Below are 18,327 nucleotides of genomic sequence, written 5' to 3'. Positions count from 1 at the left end.
CTGAGGAAAAGTAATAAAACGTCGAGCCTTTGAAATTAAATTAAAGGCTTTGATTATGTGATCTGCCGTAAAGCTTGGCTCTAAACGCTCGGGTGGTTTTATGCCGAGCTTTTGGTAGACTTCTGCGGTTTTTTCTTCGCACCATTTGATGCTTCTTTGCTCGTAGTGCTTGAGGACTTTCCCACTTCTTCAACAATCTCTTCTTTTTGAGAGTCATGGATCACTTTAGCCTTTTCCATGATAAAGACAATAATTTCAAGCGATTGCTTCGAGCTTGTGCAAATCAGTTCAGCATTTTGCGCACTGTATTCGATTGGCTTTTTATCTTTACCAACTAGTCCAACCCATCCTAACAATAGATGTGAAACAGCTCGGTTAAAACCTAATTTGGCTTTAACTGCACCCTCATCTGTAACAGTCTTAATGCCTGCAAGCTCTTGCTCGGCTTGAATCCCATTGAGTTCAAGTGAACGCTGAAACGATGGCTTATCAATACTTGCAATGAGTAATTTCACGCCATCTTTAAAATCAAACCATTCTTGAACGTATTCAATGGACTTCTGTTCTTCGATTTCAATTAACATGATTAAGGCCCCGCAACTACAGGAATACGTGTAAGAGTTGGTGCAACATCCGCTACTGTAAAAGAGAATTGGGTAGTTAATACATCACCAGCGCCACCACTTGGCAAAGGCGCAGATACTTGAACCTTAGGTAGTTTGAGTGTGTATTTATTACCGGCAGTATCTTTCAATGAATATTCAAGACCGATCGGCTCATTTAAGAATTGTTTTTCGTAAAGCTCTGCAGTGTTTTTGGACCATGCAATTGTAAAGTTACCACTGCCTTTCATAATAGTTTCTAAGATTGCGGCAATGTTATTTTCATAGTCTAAGCACTTCTGAATTTGCATCGTATTATCAATGGTTAATTCAATCTGAGTGATGCACATTCCTGGTTTCTTTTCACCATCAATAAGAATGTCGCCGGTAGATAGACTAGTTAAAGGTACTGCATCCACTGCAGGTGTTACCGTACCAGTCGGTGCAACCTCATAAGCTGTGCGCTTCATTCCCATAATTGCGAATTTAGAAGTCACAATACCACTATCAGGAATTGATAAAGTCCATTGGTTAATGTGGCAACCAGTGAAAACTTGGAAGTTATCAATATCACTAAAGCCACGAATAATCGAAAGCGTTTTTCGAGTTGTACCACCAAATGTTAAAACGTTGCTATTCCAAGCATTAAAGGCAATTAGCTCTAAGACTTCATCTTGAATGCCAAATGCCCATTCAGACTCAATATCGCCTTGCACCTCAACACCAGTTACCAACGTGCCAGCTGCAATACGAGAATCTTTAATCGTTTGAGATTCGGTGGTTTGTGCTGATGCATCTAAACCATTAGTGGTAAATGCAAAAGTATTCCAAGTTGTTGCAATCACACCAGATGATGCTTCAAAACCAACTCGGGTTAATTGTTTAGCTCCAGAACTCATTAAGTTCTCCTTAATTTAGTCGTAAAAAAACCTCCTTTAAGGAGGTAGGTAATAATTTACTCAGTGGCTAGGTTTCAATCTGATATTAATTTATTCTTGAAATACTCAAGATTTATTATTTGGGTAAATAGATGTGAATGATAACTTTGTGATATGGCCTCCACATTGTGAGCACTGACTATCAATTGTTGCAAAATAGATGCGCATTAATTCTGAGATTGACTTACTTTCTAAATCAGGTGGTGATCCAGAAGCCAGTTTTATATTATTTATTAACTCTTTGCGCTCATCTTTAAAGCGCAAGTAATCTGTATCCATCTCAATTCACCCTAAATTCTACTCTAACTATCTTAGCGTAAAAATTGTCATCATCCATATCTTGTGGCGCATGCACTTTATAAACTTCAAGAAATGAAACACCAAATGATTGAAGAAAATCACGCCATTGATCACACAGGTTTACCATATTGATTGTGCCTGTATTCTTTGGTGCAAAACATTGGATCGAAATAGTGCCTATATCACGTATACATGGCTCATTTCCAATTCCAGCTATTTGGCTGTCTCCATATTGAATATAGGCTTTGCACCATAGTTTATTTGTAGGCGGTACAAACGGCTTACCATCAACAGTTGGTTGGTTCGGTATTCTGAGATTCGATTTTTCCACTCCAGTAAATTGACCTATTTGCTTGTATATTGCTATTTCAGCTTCCGATAATGTCATCATTTATATCTACTCGTAACTGACTGGAAAGTTATTGAATATATGCCTAAAGGTGCTTGCCCAGAATGTCCATTTTCTAGAGCAACTGCATAGGGTAAATTATTACTAATAAAAACTCGCATACCTATTTGGATGCTTAGTACTTTAGCCATCCCATCTGCAATGGCTGTGGTACCTGATTTATCTATTTTCTGAAAATCTTTGGTGTAATCCACGCTACCAATTGAAACCCGATGATTACCTCTGAAAGTCCCTATATCAACTGGACTTTTAAGCACAACACCTTGAAGCATGGCAGCAGTTATTTTTCTTTGTAATTCTGTGCCATCACGCAACACTTGAAGTGTGAATTGTGATGGTCTTAATCCGTTCCACCCCATAAGCTTCACCCATTAAAAAACCCACCAAGGTGGGTTTTTATTTTTATATTACTATTAGTTCTAGAGCTTAAATTAACAATGATTTTTAATTCAAAACTTTAGCCCGAGCCATAATTTCATAAGGAATATCTTCTTTTAGAATAACTGTAAGTGTTTTTTCTTTTGAATTTGTATTTATATCATTCATATCAAGAACCGTCTTCACATCACTTGGACTTAATGAGTACATTGCACCTGTTGCAGGGTCAACAATTAATAAACCTATAAGACCACCAAAAAGAATATTTGCAACATACCATCCACTAACCGTTCCTTTCACATTAACAGTTTGAGTTTGATACCCTTCTTTAGAAAAAACCACTTGATAGCTTTCTGGTTTAAAATATCCCGCACCTTTTTTCAAGGTAACAGTTGCTGGAGTCTGACCTATATGAACTTTTTCACCATTTCTATTGGTTATGGAGATTTGAGCTGATTCTGGAACACTTTTAAATGAAACTGTTTGGCTAGATCCTGAAATAATACTTGCACAACCCGTAAAAGTTACTGATACAGCCAAAATAGATATTAGAAGTATATTTTTCATATAAACCCTTATGTTAATGCGTCTAAAGTTTGGCGCATTATACATAAAATTACATAATGAAACACTTTATTACTCAATAATGAAACCCTTACTTTAGGAATTCTAATTTCAGGTAAATTATTACGTTTTCATTGCCTATTAATGGCGCTACTAAACAAACTAAAACAGTTTAAATTTATATGTTTAAAACTAAAATTTCCTCAACTGTAAAACCCAAATACTTCCACTTGGATCTTTAACTACATTCAATACTTTGAATTGATCACCTGCCACCCAAACATCTTCAATCTGAGGAACACCATTTACTTCATTTTGAAGCACAGTAGCTTTTACATCTTCAACTTGATAATCAATAGGCTTTACCAAATCGCGCTTATATGAGCTAAATATACCACGTCCAGAGTATTGCTCAACGGTCACAGTAGGATAAGATTGTGTTTCAAAGTCGAAATCACCTGATTGGATTTCTTTGGAGCAAGTGAAAGTGGTGATAGCATCTGCAAGTTTAGTATTAAAGGCTTTAGCCACTTTAGATTGAATCTTATCTCTCATCCACGATACACCTTGAATGTGAATCCCTTAGGTTTTAGATCCAGCGAATTTATAAATGCTTTAGCAATCTGTTCAAATTCAGAAATTTCACGACTTCCTTCTACAAATGACTCTTCAACTTCAATTGTATCGGCCTTAACACGCTCGCTTGTAGTTTGCCGTGATACTCCTGAATAAATCACACCGGCTTTAATGCCTTTCACAATTTCACATGCTGCATCTTGCAATAAAGGATCTATTGGATTAGGAACAAAACCTATTTCATTCTTCATCCATGTATTGGCCAGCAAAACTAGACGAGCCTTATCACTATCATCGACAAAGTCAGCACCAAGGATAGATTCAGCTTCTGAAATAGTAATAAAGCTCATGGTGTTATTCCTTTGGCAATAGGGCCAGCAAGTCATCTTTTTTTGCATCAGATGAGAATGCGATGCCTTTCAGTTTGAGTACATCTTTAAGTTCATCTACTTTAAGTTTTGAATAATCCACTAACTGAAGTTCAGAGATACGTTCTTGCATTGCACCAACATCATTTTTAAAGGCAATAAATTCACCTTGCACGGTGGCTAGTTGCTCTTTTGTATTGGTTAGATCAAGTGCTACAGCATCGAATTGCTCAGTAGGTATCAAACCAGTCAAATCAGTAGGCTCACCGTGCAAAAGCTCAGTCTTTAATGATTCCAATTGTTGTTTTAGATCTTCATTCTCAACAACAACCTTTTCACATTCTGCCTTTGCGTCATCAATCACAGCTTGGAGTTCTGGTGTAATTCCAACCTCAACATCTACAGTTAAGGGGTTGATAGAAAGTTCTTCACCCTCACACAATTCATGCTGGCCAAGCTGAAAATCCGATTCGTTGATGATGCGAAAATCTTCACCATCTTTAATTTTTACAGTTTTTGCTAACATTGTTTATTCCTTAAAAAAGAAATGGGCGCAAGACGCCCAAACCATTACCCAATTAGCAAACCGATATGACGCTTAGTAACAGCCTTTACACCCCAAGCTAAAGCAACTTCATACACAACCTGTTTGTACTGGCGATACACCGATACTTCAAAAGCCAATCCAGTTAAAGGATCAACAATCGTAGTGCGGTCATCTGCGCTATCGCCACCTTCGGGTAGTGCAGGTGCACGTGTTGCTAATGCGATCGCAGAGCGAGAGAAAGCTACGTTCGGCGTGTAAGATGAGCCAAGAGTAATAACAGAATTATCTGCAGGTTCAATAATTAGCCCCGCATTTAATGAAAGGTTGGCACCAACCAGTCCGCCCGAAACATATTTATTAGTGTCACCAGCAAAAGTCAGAATGTCACCAGCTAAAACAGCACCAGTACCACCGTCAACAGTTAAAGTTTTATCACCAATTGCAGGTGTACCATTTACCAAGTAGTCAGCACCAGATCCTTTAGTGTGAATACCAATTGAATGAGAGTGGCGAATAGCAAAATTCATTACACGGTCAGTCATACCATTTCGTAGTAAATCAGCACTTCCAGCTTCATTTACTTTAAAGAGCTGTGATTGCTTACCACGGAAGTTACCAATTGCCGAATGTCCTAAAACTAACTGTAGGTCATTACGTGGTGCACCATTGCGCTCTAAAACACCTAAAATGCCTGAAAAGTCGGTCATATCAGCTGCTACAGCAAATGGAGTAGAGCCAGCCACACCATATGCACCACCAGCACCTTTATATGCTTCAAGCCAGCAATCATATTCAACTTCATTAATCAATGTCCGCATCGCTTGTGCAAAGCGATCAGCCATAATTGTTTGATATGTTCCAGCATTTTGAAGTGAGCGAGTTTCCTCACCATTCCAACGAATCGGCACATTACGAGATTTAGTAATCTTCGCAACTACATTATCAACAGTGCCATCACCAGCATTAGGCGCAGTTACACCAGGCACAGTATCTTGTGCGCCGGCAACTGTAGTTACAGGAATTTTTACGTCATCCCCCACGGCGGCACGCTCAATTGTACTATCACGCGTAACAGCTGGAATAAACCCTGTTAATTCACGAGATACGATATCCATAGCAGTGTAAAGCGTAGGTAGTAAACCATTTAAATTGTTAGCCATTTATTGGACTCCAAAAATAAGAAAACCTGCTAATGCAGGCTGTAAGATATTTACAAATCAAGATTCAATTTCACCGCCACTTTTCATAAATGATGCTTTATCAGTAGGGCTTAATTGCTCAAAACCTTGACGTGACATTGATTTGCCACCACCCTGCCCACTTTGACCATTAAAGCCACCACCACCTGCTTGAGAGCCTTTAAGTAAAGAATCTTTGTGTTGATATCCACCAACAAGAATCTCTAAGGCTTCATCAAAACCAGCTGCATCACCATGATTGGTACGTGAATAAATCTTTTGACCGTTGTTGTCATAAGCAGTCGGCTTTCCATCTTCAACTTTGAAGTTTTTGCCAAACATCGCTTGAAATACATCCGCAGGAACAGCTGATTTATCTGCAATATATTTAGATCGAGCGAATCCACCACCAATTAATTCACTATGTAATTGCTGTTGATATGTGTCACGATCTTTGGTTAATTGCTCAATTTGTGGATTATATTTTTGTTCGAATGACTGTGTTACTGATGCAATCGCTTCATTACGAACACGCTCTGCTTCACCAGCATCAATCAATTTTTTAGCATCAAGATTCTGGACAGTAGTCAAAGCTTGTTTGGCTTTTTCAACATCAAGACCTTCAAATGCTTTCAAGCTAGTTTCTGCTGCTTCTTTTGCTTCACGATGGGTTTTAGCTTCCGCATTTAAAGAACTGATTTTTTGTACCGCATGGGCAGCATCAAAACCTACTTCTTTACCATCATCATGAATATAAACAGGCAAACCTTGCTCGTTCACTTCAGCGTATGTTTTACCTTCAACAACTACAGTTTTGATTTTCATAGGTTTCCACCTTTCAAAATTGAGCATCCGCTCGTTGCGCCTTATTCATCCGAATTTCAGGCAATAAAAAACCGCCTTTCGGCGGTCGTATTGATTTTAAAAAAATTAAGAAATTACTGATAACTCAATAATTGCAAATTCATAACCTTCAGATTCTAAATTTTTGCCTAAGCTTTTTAGATGTTCTATTGCATTTTGTCTTGAAGTAAAAAGACCAACATTAATAACATTATGCTCAAGCCCATCCTCAATTTTCAGGTCAAACGTTTTAAGATAAAAATATTTTTCTTGCATTTTTAACCCCCTTAAAATTAAAAGACTTTATACATAGTTAAGTTATACCTTAAATAATCTTTACTTCGTTTTAAATAGTTTTACAAATTGTAATTACAAACTTAAATCATTAAGAGTTTTGATATCATTTTTTCTCAATTCCTTAAGCGTGAATGCCTTTCCACTTAATGGATCAACAAATTTATCAATTGAAAAACCACCTTCTGAATAGAGTTTGTATTTCGATGGACCTAACCATTCTTTTTGAAAAGATTCATCCTGACGAGCAAACCATTCTTTATACGTTAGATTCGCATCCACCTGACCTATCTTGCTTTCACGTTGATCTTTAGGAATATTTTTGACAGCTCTCTTATCTGAAACGAAAGGACGTATACCAGCTAAATCACCATCTTTATCACAACCTACTTGAATAGTTCGGCAACGGCGGTGATATGGTGGTTTCTGATGACCTTCCCCAATTTGTTGTATGCGTCCATCTTTGGCAGCACAGCCTAAACTTGTACGCCCATCCAAAGTTGCCACATCTTTTGTGTAGTTGAAGCCTAATGCTTTCCAAGTATCCAGATATGAAATATTACTGACATGTGATCTTGCAGTTCTAACTTCGGCATCTATCGCATTACGGGTCTGATTTAATAAACCATCTGAGTAATTTCGCTTTTTAGTCCCCTTGATCCGTTGAACAATTTTCTGACTCGTTTGTCCCTGGTAAATACCATCACGAATAACATATTCAACCTTTTTACGGACATCCTCAGCAATATTTGGAAAAATCAGATCGATCAGCTGACCTTCAGCATAAGGAACTTTCCTAAACTTATTAAAAAGCTTGTCACCTTCTAATTTAGGTTGCTTCTTTTCAGCTAAAGCATAAATAAATCCAGCCTCATGAACTGCTAAAGCAATTGCTGAAGCTGTAAATATCTCAGGAAGTACGACAGAAATTGATTGCTGCCAATTCATCAAAATTCCTAAGATATCTTTCAATGAAGAGGTCGCGTATTTACCACTTGCCAAAATCGTCTTTTCAACTTCGTTTAGATCGATTAGCAAATTTTGAAGCTTATTTAACATCTCGATAGTTAAACCATCAAAAGTTTTTAAAATTTCATTAACTGATGCTGAAGAAAGTCGTTGAAGAAATGAGTTGTGTTGATTTAAGGCATCAAGTACTGCTTGTTGGATCATTTGATCTTTCATAATCTACACCTTGGTATGGCTGATAACCACCTAATGGCTTGCTCATCCGATATTCATCTATCTTTTTCTCGATATCTTCCCATTTAGCATCTGAGAACGTTCCAGTTTGCTCATATTGATAAAGAACTTCTGGTGGTATTAACTCACCTTGCACCATCTCTAAAATCAGTTTTGAACGCTCTACGCTGTATTTCTGCTTATTGAAATCTTGTGAAATCACATAAGTTAATTCATCTGGTTTTATGTCATGGTTAGGTAATGCAAATTTCGCGCACCAACGCAAAGCCATTTGAAGTGCTTCACTAATGTTTGATACTGCCAAAGAGACGACAGAATGCTGAATAGAATCCTCATTATCCGCTTGTGTGGCAGTTTTATTAGCAGATCCTACTTCAATTAGGCGAGCACCCATTTCTTTCATTTGCCCCCATTTGTCTGTCATCAATTGTTTGGCCAAGTTATTACTTTCTGCTTGTACAATTTCAATTTTGGTTGGGAAGCCACGGCGCGAACCCACAGTTAAGCCTTCATTCTTTGCAATTTCGTATTGCTCACGAGTCACATCAGGCATTGAAATAATGGGTTGGCCAACAACAAAACCTGATTCTTCAACATCAGCGCTGTTCCGGTAATGAGCAAGGTTTAAATCTGCGAGTTCAAGCAAAGGTGCGTTATCAATTTCATCTGTATTATCTACAGCTCCACAAAATGTGAATGGAATATATGACCAGGCTTTGCCATGATAATCTGTAGGAGTATATTTTTTATCTTCCACCCACTCGCCTTTATCATTCTGCTTATAAATTTGAACAGTATAAGTATGCCCAGTCTCACCTTCATCTAGTCTTAAAAATCTATATTGTTTCTTAACGTCACGGCCAAAACCGTCGGCAGTACGTGTAGAGACAGTTTCAAGAATTTTTACGAAAGAAAGCTTTTTTTGATTGCCCAAAATAATATGGTCCCAATCTTCAACTGAGGCTGCTTTTAAGATATGAATCATTGGAAATGCATTCTTTTGTTTATCTTCCTCCCGGTTACGACTGGGAGCTACTTCTGGATAATCAACATACACACCACAACGATAATGCTTGAGGATTAAACTCAACATATATTGTGATGTTTGGAAAATAGAACGCCCAGATCCATCGGCATTACGATCTAAATACTCTAATTCTTCAGGTCGTTTGAAATCAGGAAGCTTATTAAAAGCTAAACCAATGTTGCTTTTCAGAGTTCTGCCAGTTACACCATAAAATACAGCTCGATCCAAATACTCTGTATATCTGTCATCTTCTTCAAAAGTTTGTGGAACAGGTAAATAACGTTTTCCTTTAGCTTTAACTGCAGTCTGCCCTTTACAAACATCATCCACTTTTGTCCAAGCATTAATATTTGCACTATATTCTGTGTGCAGTGATGTTATTCCTGTCATTTTCTTCGTCCAAAAATAGAAATGTCTTTAAGGCTGGTTACAGGTTTTATAATCGGGAATCGCTTTGCTAATGGATAACCACCAGCATCTCCTACATGATCTAAACCTGATTTTTTATCCGGCATTCCAAAATCATCATAAATTTGCTGTTCTAGCGTTTCTGTAAAACGGGGGCATTTGTTGGTATTTACTTTAAGTGTTCGCTCACCCTCTGCATTAAGAATCAGAGCATTTACTGCGTTAATCCGATCTTTAATTGCAGGGTTTATTCCATCCACTTCAATCCTAAAACCCTTATCTCGTAAAATTTGGTGATCTGACTCACTGCTATTTTTAGATGATGTAGATTGCCCTGCTGCATCAGGAATTACTGTCATTTCATGAAATGGAAAGCGCTCAATAAGTAATGTTGCCATTGTTGGTGTATCTCTCACTCCAACCATCTCGTCCAATGCTAGGGGCTTACCATCACGTATGACATAAATTACTGCAGCCATTTTCAAAACGTTAAAGTCCATACCAATGAGTAAAGACTCATTAGGTCTAATCTCTTCATTGGTATGATTTAATTTTCGATCAAAATCAGGATATACAGCGCCACTAGTTAAGTTTACGAACTGCCCTTTTAAATATGCAGAAATGAGCTGAGGTGGATAGGACTCGAATAACGAAGAAATATAATCATCAGGTAAATTTGCTTCATTATCGTAGGTTGAAGCCTGAATCATTCCGTAAAGTGCTCGTTTCTGAGGTGTTGAGTTAGCCTCTTTTACAAACTGTTCATGTGTAAATTTAAATCCCTCAGGTGTGGTGGCCACATCAATACCATTGATTAAACCCGCTTGCTTATAACGCATACGAGCAATGATTTTTCGCCATGCTTGTTGTGCCTTAAGCGTAGGCATGACATCAAGTTCATCAATTAGCCCATGACCAATTTTAAAACCAACAATTGTTTGAGGCTTTTCCATTGAACGGCAAATAACTGTACTTCTGTATTGGCGACCATAGTAAATATCAACTTCCTTATTTGACTCATAAATCTTAGTCTTAAGGCCCCAGTCAAAAGCAACTTCATCTATGGTAGGAAAGAAAATATCTCGTATCTGAGGATAGGTTGGTGCAAAGTAGCCCAAAGGTACTTTCGGAAATTCCCAAGACTTATCACAAAGACTCGAACAGCCCACCCAAGTTTTACCAGATCCAAATCCTGCGACAAATGCACGAAACTTATTTTTGAGCTTTAGAAAATTAGCCTGAGGTACATTCAGCGTCGGATTTATGTTCGGCATTTTCTTTACTCGCATCAACAACCTGAATAGTTACTTTTACTGGTGTAGGATCATCAGCGCCTTCACCATCTCCGTTTTTAATTCTGTCTATTTCAAGCTGTTTAAGCTGCTCATCTAATAATTGAATTTCATAACCATGCATTTCATCCTTAACCTGTTTAATGATGCTCTGTTTTTTTACTTTATTATTCTTCCAATCGACATACATCTTTTGGAGTTCATTAAGGCGTACCGCTTTATTGGCTAATGGAATGTCATATATATTTTTCTTGAAATGTTCGCGTGTATGTTCAAAAAGTGTCTTAAGCTTCTTACTCATTCCTCTGCATGTTGCTTTTGTTGGATCATATGAGGCAACTTGCTGCCGTTCAATTTCAATACCAAATTCTTCTCTTACAGCATCTACAACTTGTTGAGGGGTTTCAAAGCAAGCAAGAGACTGAACTATAAAGATTTTCACAGGCTCTTTAAGTGTTGCCATAACCACCCCTTCGTAAGACTACGTAAGGGTAAATAGGCAAAAAAAAGAGCCAAGAGGCTCAATTGATCACACAAGTTCCACAACACGCAGATACATTAAAATCTGATACAAACGGTGGGTTTTGAGCTACCTCAACCAATCGCTTGACGTTCTCGCTTGCTCCCCACCGTTTGACCACCCCGATAAATTCCTCTAAATCATGGCCAGCTAAATAATGTTTAGGTAAGCCTGTATGGTCGCTGTAAAGGATTTCCCCGTCCTCATCACGTTCTACACCTATATGGTATAGCTCATGCTCAATCAAAGCGCAAAATTCACGATCGTTCGCACGTTCACAAAAACTGGCATCTACTGTAATTAGATATACAGGAACAAATCCAAACCAGTCGCGCATTTGTTGTTCTTGCCGAGCTTTACGCCATCCGCCCTGGTTAAACATGACCTTTTCACATTGACCTAATACCATTCTCTTTTTAGCAACGGCGGCAGATGACGCCCAAGCGAATGCTAAGAATGTTTCATCGTCGTGTAATAGCTCTGCTATATGGTCATGGTCGGGATTATGAAGTGCACCACCAAGTGTTAGAAAGTTAGTCATCACCCATTCTTTTAGATCTGCTGCAGGTGCCAAGCGAATCGCTTCTTCTTCCTCAGATTGATCAATCAGTTCTGTCTGTGGAAATGGTCTGATCTGTTCCATTGAAAATATGCCTCTTCAAATTCTTGAGCCACTGACTAGTAAAATTAGTTTCAACCTGTAGTGGTCCATCTTCCTGAATTTTATATCTTGGCGCTGACTCTATTCTCACTACGGTGTAACCCATATCGGCAGCAACATCGTAACGATCCATACTCCAAGCTTTATCTTTCAGCTTACCTTTGCGACCACCCGACCATGGTCCACCTGAGATCTCAACTAAAATTCTGTGCTTAATAAGATGGAAATCGAAACGCCAATGTTTTGTTGATTCAAATTGAAATAATTTCTCATACTTAATTTGGAATACATTCAGTGATTGCTCAAAGTCTTTAAAAGCCTCTAAGTATGCTTCTATTGCCTTAGGTAGTGGTCTTGTTCTTGGTTTTGTTTTAATGGGCTGCTTTTTAGTTAAGCTCGTGTATTGGTTAATTTCCATAAAGAACTCTCAAAATAACCAAAGTAAGATGACTTTAAAGATATTTTAAGAAATATCTCTATACATTGCTAAATTTTTACATGATTCAAGAACTTCCAATTCAGAATCTAATAATGGATGTGGAGCGTGTTGATATATTGGTTTTTTAATTTCTGTTTCTAAGTAAAAATCTTCTATATCTAATTTAGGTTCTATTTCCAAATATCTATTAAATATATTTGTAATTTTTCTACATTCATTATGAAATTTATCAACGTTTTGGTTAAATTTAATTTTATTATGTAATGAATTTCTAATGAAAGTTAATTTTAAAATTAGATTATCTCTCTCTGATTGAAACTTTTTCATTTTTAATTTCAAATCTTCAAAATCTTCAAAATTATAGTTTTGAAGGTCAAAAAACACTTTATTTAGCTCATATATACTTTCAACTATTGATTTTGCTTCTTGAGCTATTACTTCTTTACCTTTTTGAATGTGCCACACTCTATAAACGAAAAAAGCAATTCCAATTGAAACAGCAGGAGTTACTAATGGCACAAATCTAGAAACCAAATCCCAATTAAAGTTGCAAAAATCCATAAATATTCCAATACAATAATTTTCAAAAATTTTAATATATTACCTTAAAATTTAAAATAAGACCCCGCCAATATCTAGAAATGACCGGGGTTCTTTGTGCCGTAATCCGTTCGGCTAAACTACATTTATCTTGGTAAATATCTTTTGTTTCCACCACTTGTGATGCAGTAATGACCACCACGTGGACCGACACAATAATCTACGACCGCACAAGAGCAATCACTACTGTATGATTTATTACTAGAGCTATGACTTTTTGAAACAGCCTGTGTTGTATTTCGAGTTTCTTGTTGTGCAAAATATTGAGGCTTGGTTTCAGTTTTTACTTCATAACACCCCGCGCCTTTGCAAAGCGATTTAATTGAAACCCACTGTGGATCAGAGCCGTTATCAATAATCCTTGACCACCCATTTTTAATTTCATAGATGGAAACTGAGTCACCACGTTCTTTTTTACCTAAGATTTTACCATTGGGCTTATCCCGAACATTTAGTGTTGCGGTGTTTACATATCGTTCTTCAATTACTGTTTCTTTACTTTCTTGTTTGGTTGCTTGCTCAGTAGCACTATTATTATCTTTATCATTACCAGCGACCAAAGCCCCTAAACCAACAACCCCTGCAAAAACCCACCCAATATTAGATTTTTTCATATCTTTAATTTTCATTATTAAAATGTAAAGATAACAAAATTAGGTAATTAAATATAACAAATTTTTAATATCACATAAAAAAGACGCCTAAGCGTCCTTTATAATTTATAGATTAATTATACATTTCTCTAAGTCTTGCTTTTATGCGTTCTGCAAATTGCTTTTGTTTTTCAAGAATTCTTTTATTAATTTTATCATTATTTTTCAAGCCCATTTCTTTACGAAGTATTTCCAATAGCTTTAAAGCTTTAAGAGCTCGTTCGTTAATTTGATCAATAATATAGAATTGAATTTGTAATTTTCTTTCTTGATTACTGTGAGGACCATACCACTCTACAATAGATTTATTAATGAGAAAAAGTGACTCAATTAGTTCCATTGTAAAATCCAAGACAATTTCTCTTGTTTCTGGATCTGAAATAAAGCTCGATTTATGAAGCGATTCAATTAAAACATTAAGTGACTTTTGATGATTTTTAAAGAAAGATTCACCATCTAAATTCACAAAAGAGTTTATATTCAATAAGAAGTCCTGCCACGAAGCTACAAGCTCAACATATATATCCCTCTTTGCTTCAGCGAGTTTATCAGCCTTATGTGCATTTAAAGTAAATTTTGCTGCTACAAAAATTGATAAAAGAACGCCCAGTGAGCCTATAACTGCTGCCCATAAAGCATAATTAGCTTGTATTTGCGCACCCTGAATAGTTGCAGTTGCAGCTAGTAAATCGTTCATTATTCTTTTACTCAAAACAAAACCCCGCAATGCGGGGTTTATCTAGTGGATAATTATAACGCCATCAATTATAAAAAATATATCAAAGAAACCACTGACTTACAAATTCATGAAATCTACTAGCTATATAGACCAATGGTAATAGTTGAAGAAATAAAAAGACTTATGCGCCCTTTATTTCATCCCTGACTTGCCAGTTTCTCTGCCTCAACAAACGCATCATGAAAACTAACTTTATCTGAAAACCAAAACTTATATGTCTTTACGCCGATTACAATGGACTGTTGAAAGTAATTATTTGGGCTTTTTCTACAACTTGACCGCTCAGCTCACCACCAATGCAAATATTCATCAATTTTCCTATTAATCGGTGGGAGTGTAGCACTTTTGATTAGTCTGAAATGTAAAAACCCACCTTGCGGTGGGCTTATCGTCTTTGCACAGAACGAATGATCAATTTAAAACCTAACGACTAAATAAGATGTTAACTAGATCACAATAAAAATATACTCTGCGAATTTTGTTATTGCAATAATCAAAGATAAATTTAAGGCAAAAAAATACCCACGTATTGGAATTGATGGGTATATAAAACTTGAATTTGTGCCCGTCTTTCCGGGCTGCCAACTTTTCTTCGCCAAATCAATCATCAAGAATTGATCTCATTTAAATATTATTAAAATTTTATAATCAATTCAAGTAATCTAAATAATCAAATTTAAAAAAAAATACCCACTAAGAGGTGGTCTTAATGGGCGTTCAAAAATAAAAACTGTGTGGATTACCATAACTTCGTCCACTATAGCTGAAATATGCCATATACCTTGTACAAGGTCAAGATTCTAACTATCTTTATCAACTGAATGCGGAGTTGTGGTCTGGTCTTGCTTATTTGTATCTGTATCTCTTTTTTGACATGCAGTTAAGCTCATCATCAATATTAAACTTATGATTGAAATAACTTTCATAGCAATCTGAGCCTCATTTTAATAAGAATATCTGTTGTAGAGATTATTAAAAACATTCATCTAAATAAATTTTATTAATTCCAAAACACTGAAAATATCTTTTGATCACCAGTTGATCGAACTTGTACTTTATAACCTGCTTGCTTGAATTCATCACTCAAGTTACATATATCTTGGTGATCGATATTCTTAGAAATATTTTCACTTACTGACAACTCTCCCTCATCGGCTTTCAGAACAATTTGTGATTTTAAAAACCTTTTTAAATTGTCTATGGTCTGATGTTGAATATTCTTCGTAATATCTCTCAACTCATGTTTCGCTGTATTTAACATAATTACCCTCTTATCGTTGACTATAAGTGAATAAAAACAGCTAAAATCATAATATTTAAACAAATATCTTTAAAATTAGTGGTTTTTAAACTCTTAATAGTCAGTTATCAAAAGCTTTAAGACAATGTCGGCAGACAGTTAACTCACCATCTTTACAACGATGAATATCGAATACTCTGTGTATGCCGATCAAGCATTTAAAATATTGAATCATAATTACATCCTCCCTAAATGCATATCTTCAGATATGCTTATGTCCAAATTGAATTATTTATAAGACTAATATTGCATAATTCATCTTTCCTATGTAAGCATGAGAAAATTAAAAATAGTACTCATAATTGTATCTACATCATGTGCTTTAGAAACATTCTGTATTAAATGTGAATAAATGTAAAAATAGATCTTTTTTAATGTCTAATCTTTAATTCTTATTTTGATTAAAAATTTTTATATTGATATAAATTCAAAAAATACTTTTTAATCATATATATTTTTTTATTAAAACTCTTGAACCTCAAGGTATCTTAAATCTTCAAGAATTTCTAAAATCTCATTAACAATAAAAATCTGATCACAGATGCCATTATTCTTTTTAATTATTTTAAATCCAAGTTCAATATTGGATTTAACATTCTTAGTAAAAATTTTAGAGTTCTTCACGATCAAACATGATGATAACTCATGTTCATTTCCATCATTATCGATAACATAAAGTAGATCTGTAAAATTCACTTTAGAACTCTTATGGTTAAATATCAAAAAACTATGAAAAACATTTAATTAACAAAATTAAGATTTATTTGAATAATAAATCAACGCAATTATAGCAAAAAGTACCAAAGTAATTTGGAGAATTAATGAAATCATATGTAAGTTTTCTCCTTATTCATTGTTTCAATAAACTTAGTGAGATAGAGCATTTTTTAAAATTACTGTGATTTAAATTCAAAAAATATGGCTGAAGTGTAATTTTTACAATTAAATTATTTCCTAATAAATAATTTTCAAAAATCGAATAAACTTAATATTAAACAAGTAATTAATACATAAATTTAAAAAAAAGTTAAAAAAAGCCCACATGATTGGAGATGTGGGCTCAAACATCAAAAGCTTCTATTAGGAAAAGCTAGAAATTGCAAAGCGATTTCATGGTGTAATTTTAAGATAAATTGTTTTTAGCACATTGGCATAAAATACCTAATTTAAATTTTACTTAACAGTGATTAATATATTTTAGAAATACTAAATAATTTCTTTTGTTTAAGCCAATTCTCATATGAAATCTCGCTTATTAATTAATATCAATTGATTTAGATGCAATCAATCATTTAACTAAATAGACATTAGTATGAGAACTTCCCATTAAATAAATTAGAATTGTAAGAATAAGAAATATGCATACAAAAAAAGCAATGTTTAAAAATCTAAATTTCACGAATAACCTCAATTTTATGCTCTTTAATCAACAGCGGTACACAATGAAGTCATGACTCAGAGCCCATTTACAGAATTCTTAACAAGAAGATTCGAACAACCATCATCAAGTCAATAATTTGAAATGGACCAATTAATATTAAATAAAATGTAAAGTAATTATCACTATCAATCCTTAGATACAATTCAATCTTGTAGGACAATATGCTTAAAATTTCGCATGTTCATTTTTTAGTATATTAAAAAAACAGCCAAGCAAAGAAATTTCTGATATGACTTAAGGTTCAGATAATTATTGGAGAGATTACTTACGCATTTGTGGTGGTTTTAAATATTTATTTGGAACTCTATAGTGAGACTTAGAGTTCTTTGACTTTGATGAGCAAAGTATTACATAGTGTTCTTGTTAATTTTTTAATCATGTAAATTCGGCAGCAAACACCTTTGTGTTTTTTTATAATTTTGAACCCGTCTTCGATCTTGATCTCAGAATTTTTAATGAGAATTTCTCCATCTTCATTAACTTGATTTCGAGTTAATTCGTGCTCATTTCCGTCATTATCAATTAGAAAAAGTGTATCGTTGTAACTCATCACAAATTCCTTCCTATGACCAATAACAATAGGAATATTGAACCATGATAGACAGATCTGTACAACATGCTTTTGTTCTAACTCGGTTACATCTGATTAAGGAATAGAAAATCTTATTCTGTGATGAATAAATTAGAAGCCCATCTTTAAATGAGCTTCTTAATTCAAGTAGATTACTATAGTACCCATAACGCTGAAGGTAACCTCCCGAAGAGATAGACTAACAATGTAAGACTTGCGAACATAAAGAAGAAAAAAGCGATGTTTATTGATTTATCTAGCATGTAATCACCCTATTTTTATTGTTCAAAAAATATACAACACTATTTGAATTACTTAAATAACTTAAAATTCTTAGCTTATTGTTCTGATTAAATACCCTCCTTCTTAATATTATGTAAGTTTAGGAAAATAGATTGCCCGTCATTACGAGTTGTCAATAAATACACAATCTAGGTATCTTAGATTGATATTAAACAAAACTATAGATGATAATG

23 protein-coding genes are annotated in these 18,327 nt (G+C 35.2%); all 23 read right to left on the bottom strand.

What is annotated here, in order from left to right; genetic code table 11:
• Positions 1-98 precede the first annotated feature (98 nt).
• A complete protein-coding gene (locus PYV58_RS10245; protein ID WP_034612064.1) occupies positions 99-584 on the bottom strand; it encodes a hypothetical protein in 486 nt (161 codons plus the stop codon).
• A gap of 2 nt (positions 585-586) precedes the next feature.
• Entirely contained in the window at positions 587-1,501 is a 915-nt protein-coding gene (locus tag PYV58_RS10240) for a phage tail tube protein (RefSeq protein ID WP_275059815.1), read from the bottom strand.
• Between the two features lie 105 nt (positions 1,502-1,606).
• On the bottom strand, positions 1,607-1,819 hold the full coding sequence (locus PYV58_RS10235; RefSeq protein ID WP_034612056.1) for a hypothetical protein: 213 nt from the start codon (positions 1,817-1,819) through the stop codon (positions 1,607-1,609).
• Position 1,820: 1 nt separating this feature from the next.
• Positions 1,821-2,231, bottom strand: coding sequence for a hypothetical protein (locus tag PYV58_RS10230; protein ID WP_034612052.1), 411 nt, complete (start codon positions 2,229-2,231; stop codon positions 1,821-1,823).
• Positions 2,228-2,608: a hypothetical protein gene (locus tag PYV58_RS10225; RefSeq protein ID WP_034612049.1), complete on the bottom strand. Its 381-nt coding sequence runs from the start codon at positions 2,606-2,608 to the stop codon at positions 2,228-2,230. The genes PYV58_RS10230 and PYV58_RS10225 overlap by 4 nt, the downstream gene beginning before the upstream one ends.
• 85 nt (positions 2,609-2,693) lie before the next feature.
• On the bottom strand, positions 2,694-3,194 hold the full coding sequence (locus PYV58_RS10220) for a hypothetical protein (RefSeq protein ID WP_034612046.1): 501 nt from the start codon (positions 3,192-3,194) through the stop codon (positions 2,694-2,696).
• A 189-nt stretch (positions 3,195-3,383) separates the two neighbouring features.
• A complete protein-coding gene (locus PYV58_RS10215; RefSeq protein WP_034612043.1) occupies positions 3,384-3,746 on the bottom strand; it encodes a hypothetical protein in 363 nt (120 codons plus the stop codon).
• Positions 3,743-4,117, bottom strand: coding sequence for a hypothetical protein (locus PYV58_RS10210; protein WP_034612040.1), 375 nt, complete (start codon positions 4,115-4,117; stop codon positions 3,743-3,745). The genes PYV58_RS10215 and PYV58_RS10210 overlap by 4 nt, the downstream gene beginning before the upstream one ends.
• A 4-nt stretch (positions 4,118-4,121) precedes the next feature.
• Positions 4,122-4,661 (bottom strand): HeH/LEM domain-containing protein, encoded by a 540-nt coding sequence (locus PYV58_RS10205; protein ID WP_034612037.1) that lies wholly within the window; start codon positions 4,659-4,661, stop codon positions 4,122-4,124.
• Between the two features lie 44 nt (positions 4,662-4,705).
• Positions 4,706-5,842 (bottom strand): P22 phage major capsid protein family protein, encoded by a 1,137-nt coding sequence (locus PYV58_RS10200; RefSeq protein ID WP_034612034.1) that lies wholly within the window; start codon positions 5,840-5,842, stop codon positions 4,706-4,708.
• A gap of 57 nt (positions 5,843-5,899) precedes the next feature.
• Positions 5,900-6,685 (bottom strand): DUF6651 domain-containing protein, encoded by a 786-nt coding sequence (locus tag PYV58_RS10195; RefSeq protein WP_034612030.1) that lies wholly within the window; start codon positions 6,683-6,685, stop codon positions 5,900-5,902.
• Between the two features lie 105 nt (positions 6,686-6,790).
• Positions 6,791-6,979, bottom strand: a complete 189-nt coding sequence (locus PYV58_RS10190; protein WP_004720068.1) for a hypothetical protein — start codon at positions 6,977-6,979, stop codon at positions 6,791-6,793.
• Positions 6,980-7,072: 93 nt separating this feature from the next.
• Entirely contained in the window at positions 7,073-8,182 is a 1,110-nt protein-coding gene (locus PYV58_RS10185; RefSeq protein WP_034612024.1) for a head morphogenesis protein, read from the bottom strand.
• On the bottom strand, positions 8,148-9,617 hold the full coding sequence (locus tag PYV58_RS10180) for a DUF4055 domain-containing protein (protein ID WP_034612022.1): 1,470 nt from the start codon (positions 9,615-9,617) through the stop codon (positions 8,148-8,150). The genes PYV58_RS10185 and PYV58_RS10180 overlap by 35 nt, the downstream gene beginning before the upstream one ends.
• Entirely contained in the window at positions 9,614-10,909 is a 1,296-nt protein-coding gene (locus tag PYV58_RS10175) for a terminase family protein (RefSeq protein ID WP_275059814.1), read from the bottom strand. Before PYV58_RS10175 ends, PYV58_RS10180 begins: the two co-directional genes overlap by 4 nt.
• Positions 10,869-11,390: a DUF2280 domain-containing protein gene (locus PYV58_RS10170; protein ID WP_275059813.1), complete on the bottom strand. Its 522-nt coding sequence runs from the start codon at positions 11,388-11,390 to the stop codon at positions 10,869-10,871. Before PYV58_RS10170 ends, PYV58_RS10175 begins: the two co-directional genes overlap by 41 nt.
• A gap of 58 nt (positions 11,391-11,448) precedes the next feature.
• Entirely contained in the window at positions 11,449-12,090 is a 642-nt protein-coding gene (locus PYV58_RS10165; protein ID WP_034618409.1) for a putative metallopeptidase, read from the bottom strand.
• Complete coding sequence (locus PYV58_RS10160) at positions 12,050-12,526, bottom strand: hypothetical protein (protein ID WP_034618408.1); 477 nt, start codon at positions 12,524-12,526, stop codon at positions 12,050-12,052. Before PYV58_RS10160 ends, PYV58_RS10165 begins: the two co-directional genes overlap by 41 nt.
• Positions 12,527-12,571: 45 nt before the next feature.
• Entirely contained in the window at positions 12,572-13,108 is a 537-nt protein-coding gene (locus PYV58_RS10155) for a hypothetical protein (RefSeq protein WP_051671147.1), read from the bottom strand.
• A 125-nt stretch (positions 13,109-13,233) separates the two neighbouring features.
• Positions 13,234-13,761, bottom strand: a complete 528-nt coding sequence (locus PYV58_RS10150; protein WP_275059812.1) for a hypothetical protein — start codon at positions 13,759-13,761, stop codon at positions 13,234-13,236.
• Positions 13,762-13,873: 112 nt separating this feature from the next.
• The gene (locus PYV58_RS10145) at positions 13,874-14,497 is read right to left on the bottom strand and encodes a hypothetical protein (protein WP_034616653.1); all 624 of its coding nucleotides are present in this window, start codon (positions 14,495-14,497) and stop codon (positions 13,874-13,876) included.
• A 1,042-nt stretch (positions 14,498-15,539) separates the two neighbouring features.
• Positions 15,540-15,800 (bottom strand): hypothetical protein, encoded by a 261-nt coding sequence (locus PYV58_RS10140; protein WP_051671082.1) that lies wholly within the window; start codon positions 15,798-15,800, stop codon positions 15,540-15,542.
• Between the two features lie 501 nt (positions 15,801-16,301).
• Positions 16,302-16,535, bottom strand: coding sequence for a hypothetical protein (locus PYV58_RS10135; protein WP_034616651.1), 234 nt, complete (start codon positions 16,533-16,535; stop codon positions 16,302-16,304).
• Positions 16,536-18,327 lie beyond the last annotated feature (1,792 nt).

Origin of the sequence: Acinetobacter sp. TAC-1, from assembly GCF_029025845.1 — a bacterium.
Lineage (GTDB): Bacteria > Pseudomonadota > Gammaproteobacteria > Pseudomonadales > Moraxellaceae > Acinetobacter > Acinetobacter guillouiae.
Note: the sequence above shows the minus strand (reverse complement) of the source record. Positions and strands in the feature narration are given on the sequence as shown.